This window comes from Asticcacaulis sp., from assembly GCF_027484505.1.
Taxonomy (GTDB): Bacteria; Pseudomonadota; Alphaproteobacteria; order Caulobacterales; family Caulobacteraceae; genus Asticcacaulis.
Map to the genome: position 1 here is coordinate 1 of NZ_JAIXSV010000010.1, position 4,556 is coordinate 4,556.

Consider the following 4,556-nt stretch of genomic DNA (forward strand, 5'->3'; position numbering starts at 1 on the left):
GATCGGAGCCTAAACCCCAACCCATAAATGGTTGTCTATTAAAAGAGACCGCTTGCAACAGTAGTCGTCATAGACCACCGCCGCCTGCGTTTCCCTTCCCCAGTATACAATGTCAAAGATCACCACACGTGCCAGCCTTACCGGCGCGGGGAACAACTCAATCTCAGTTGTTTGAGAGAGCGGCGCTTATACCGCTTTAATTTTTGAAGTCAAGGCCGTTTTTCAACTTTCTCAACCGGTCCGCCGCCTCAGGCCGAAGCCCTCAGAAGCAGGAGAGCGGCGCTTATAACCGCTCAATTTTTACCGTCAAGTCTTTATTTTAAAAAGTTTTTCAACTCATTTAAAACTTAAGCTTAACGCCTTGCGAATGCCACCTTCAAGAAAGTTTCATCTGCAAGGAAGCGGCTGAGATAGTAACTTCCCTACCGCCTGTCAACCCGCTTTTTAAAAAGTTAAAGCAGCGAGCCGCCCTCAAGACATCGAATTAACAGACTGAATAAAAAGAACAAAAGCTCTTTCCGGTTTCGTCCGCGCCGTCGTTGTCCGTCGGGAGGGCGGTGTCTAAAGGCCGTGGACGTGAGAGTCAACGCGCCTTTCGCGACTATCCACAGCTTCCCGGTCTTTTTGCTGAAAATATCCCGTGTACGGTCTTATTCCGGCGTTTTATTGAGAAGCGAGCGCCCCCTGCCCTTCACCAGCGCCGTCACCACGCCGCGCCAGGTACGTACTTCCTGCTCGGTCAACTGCGCGCGATTGAGCGCCACGCGCAGATTGCGCTGCATCGATTCCTTCTTTTCCGGCGGGAAGAAGAAGCCGGCCTTTTCCAGTTCATCCTCAAGATGCCCATAAAGGCCGTGCAGCTTCTCCAGCGCCGCCGGCTGATCCATGTTTTTGGTGAAGGCTTCCTTGGGCGTATCCATCACCTTCAGGCGCCACTCGTAAAGGACGATGTTCACGGCCTGTGACAGGTTGAGCGAATGGAAGGCCGGATCGACCGGGATGGTGACGATCGAATGGCACAGGGCAATGTCGCTGGTTTCCAGCCCGGCGCGCTCAGCCCCGAACAGCAGACCTGTTTTGAGGCCCTGTTGCGCGTTGGCGTAAGAATCGTCGGCGCACTGACGCGGGGTGCGCACGGGTAACTGGGTCTCGCGCGGCCGGGCCGTGGTGGCATAGACGGCATTGAGGTCGGCAATGGCCTCGGCCACCGTCTCATATATAGTGGCATTATCGAGCGGCCAGTGCGCGCCGGACGACATGGCCCAGGCGCGTTCCTGCGGCCAGCCATCGCGTGGATTGACGATACGCAGATCGCGCAGGCCGAAATTGGCCATCACGCGGGCGACCGAGCCGATATTTTCAGCCATCTGGGGCCGGTCGAGGATAACGCACGGCAGGGTCAGGTCGGGCCGCTCCAGCGGCGGGGCAGTACGGTTTTCTTTCATGGGCGGGCTTATAAAGGACATGCCGCCTTGTGCAAAGGCATGGCTCATAATGAAAAGCCCCCGCGGTTGAGGCGGGGGCTTCCATCCGTATTATGCGCCGGATCAGAACGTCTTTTTCAGGACGACATAGGCGGTATTGGCCGAGATATCCTCACGGTGGACATCACCGCGATAGCCCACGGAAACGCCCCAGGCCTTGCCGGAGTCGTAATCGACGTGCAGATCGATTTCACCCCATTCCTTATCCATGCCCGGTGTGGTCACGTCGGTCAGCAGGGTCGGTGCGATGGCAAAGGCGACCTTGGCGCTGTTGGTTGATTTGGCTTCGCTGTCCTGCACGGCCGCCAGCGTCAGGCCCGGCTTCAGCGTACCGCCAAAGGCCTTGAAACGCGCATAGTAGCTGAGACCCAGACGCGTCTTGACGCTTTCAAACGACTGCTCGCCCACTTTCAGCGCGAAGCTGCCGCCGGTTTCGCTGTAACCATCCGTTTCAAGCTTGAGTGCATCGGTAGCGCCGAACAGCACCACGCCCTGACGATCAAAGGCAATATCGTAGCCAAGAACCGCCCCGACCGTGGTGATGTCCGCATCATACCCTGCCGTCAGCACCTGACCATTGAGGGCCAGATTGCGCTGGGTTTTCAGCTTCTGGCGGCCCGGACCGCCATAGGCGCTGGCGAAGAAACCCTGGTTCTGATAGCGCGCAAACAGGGTGAACTGTTGCATATCGCTATTGGCCTTGGTGCCGAGCCCGGTCGCCTCACCATCGGCAAAGTGCGCCGCGGCCCCCAGACGCAGACCCGATGTCACGGCATAGTCAGCCCCGACCGACAGGATGCGCGACTCGGCTTCGGACCGCCCGGTGGCATTCAGAGAGGCCATATCGCCGTTCAGGTTGCGGTAGGCAGCAAAGGTCGAAAGCCCGCCCCCGATCTCATTGCGCACCGGTTCGTCCGCCTGCGCATTCAGGCCCAGAGCCTGATTGTGATCGCGGAAACCCGCCACAGTCAGGCTGCTGCCCGACGCCCCGCCGAGGCCGAAATCGGTTCCCTGAACAGCGCCGGCCTGCAAACGGCCCAGCGCCAGCGCGTCAAAGCCCGCCGTCGGCTGTGACGCACTGAAAGCCGCATCAAGCGCCCCGGCCCCCAGCGGGTCGAGCGCATCATAGACCGGCTTCAGCGTGCTGTAGCTGGCGCGGTTGGCATCCAGCAGACTCGACAGAGGGTTGGTCTTGCTCAGCAGGGTGGCATACGGCAGGGCCGTCACCTCAACCACCAGATTGCTGCCGGAAACCAGCGCCGAGGGGCGCAGAACGCCGGGGAAGTTGGAGGACACCGTTGCAAAGCTGCCGGTCAGGGGGGCCGTCGCCGTGGCTACCGTCCAGCGCGTGCCATAGGTCGGCACATAGCCGTTGCGTGCCGCGACCGACAGGCTGCCGCCGAGGGTCAGGGAGCCGGTCACCGCCAGAAGGTCGGCCGTCGTGGCGCTGGTGACGTCCACGCCCATCAGGCTGGAGCCGCCAAGCACCACATTACCCGTGACGCTAAGCGTGCCCACGCCGCCATTGGCAGCTCCCGCCGAAACGATGCCGTTCTGGATCGCCACACCGCCGGGGGCGATGATCTGACCCGACCCGTAAATGGCCCCGCCAGACAGCGTATAGGCGCGCGGATTGAAGATACCATCGACCGTCAGCACGCCATCGTCGCCGAAGGACGAGATGACGGTGTTCAGGCGTGCCCCGCTGCGGATGGTCAGGCCCGATGCTGCGCCGCGCACATTGAGGCGGTCAATGGTCACCGTCGTGCCGGTCAGGAAGGTCGTGCCGGCGCTGCGCAGATTGACCTCGAACCAGCGGGTCGAGTTTTGCAGGCCCGCCGTACCCGCCGTGTTGTTCGGCACAAAGTTGGTGGTGCCCGGCCCGGTCAGGGTGCCCGTGTTGACACCGATCAGGGTGCCCGACGACCACAAGGCCGTGCTTTGCGCCTGATTATTGGCGTCCGGCGACAGTGTGACCGCAGAGACAGCGGTCTTTGAGGCGCTTTCCATGCTCAAGGTGGTCACCTGCCCGGCGCCCAGCTCGACCGTGCCCGGCTGGGCCAGATTGTTGACCGAGACCGTCGAAATCAGGGTTTGTGTATCCGGCATGGCGCGATCCGCGCTGTCGCCCAGACCCAGATCCACCGGTTCACTCTTGCCCGCGCCGGGTACGCAGGTGCCCGTAAAGGCGCAGGCCGCCACAGGTGACGGGCTAGGCGTGATGGTGCCGATATTGGGCGTAGCACCGGAAACGCCCAGCGCCGGCGTGGTCGGCAAGCCATTGACCAGGGTCGAACCCGAAAGGACGTAATAGAGCGGGTCGATTTCCTGCGTCCAGCGGGTCGCATCGGTCCATTCACCGTCGCCGGCCTTGGTGGTTACATACTTATAGGGGTTGTTGACGACGATCTGATCCCAAAAGAGGAACAGCGGGTTATAGCCGGCAATCCCGCCATAGTTGGAGAAGGTGCTCTGGAACACAAAGTTGTCGTTGGTATTGCCCGCGACGTCAAAGAAGAAGGACGTCCCCTGGCTGAGCACGCCCAGCGACACTTCACGGCCATAGGCGCTGGTAATCAGCGGCGAACCGGAATCCCCCGAAGCCGTCAGGGCTTCACCGGCCACGGCCGCACCGGGGAAGATGTCGAAATCGAAGGTGTTGAGGGTCGATGAACGGGTCGCCGAGGCCGAGAAGGCGCGGGTGGCACGTTGGGGGTCATCAAAATCAACCCAGTACAGGTCCTGATAGGTGAAACCCGGCGGATCAAAGAAGTTGCCACCCGCCGTGCCATAGACGCCCAGCGAGATGGAGCGCTCATCGCCGAGGAAGCCCAGCATGTTCTTGCCCAGACGGCGGAAGAAGGTGTCTTCGGTGCCCGACAGGCGCGAACCCGTCAGGGCGTTACCCGCCTGACCATAGCCACCGATGGTCACCGCCACCTGACCATTGACCGGCGAAAACAGCAGGCCGATGCCATTGGCCCCGTCACGGCCCAGCAACTCGGTCGCCGTATCGAAACCGGCAATCGCCACGTCAGCCGACAGGAAGGAATTGTCCGAGGGTGAGCGGGC

Annotated in this window: 2 protein-coding genes; both read right to left on the minus strand. The window is 61.2% G+C overall.

The features are described from left to right. Positions 1-650: 650 nt before the first annotated feature. Complete coding sequence (locus Q0072_RS00670; RefSeq protein WP_298324272.1) at positions 651-1,445, minus strand: RNA methyltransferase; 795 nt, start codon at positions 1,443-1,445, stop codon at positions 651-653. Between the two features lie 102 nt (positions 1,446-1,547). After that, a partial coding sequence (locus Q0072_RS00675) for an autotransporter outer membrane beta-barrel domain-containing protein (protein WP_298324273.1) occupies positions 1,548-4,556 on the minus strand: 3,009 nt, incomplete at its 5' end.

Coding starts and splice junctions, on each gene's coding strand:
- Q0072_RS00670 (WP_298324272.1), bottom strand. CDS start 1,445: ATGAAAGAAAACCGTACTGCCCCGCCGCTGGAGCGGCCCGACCTGACC.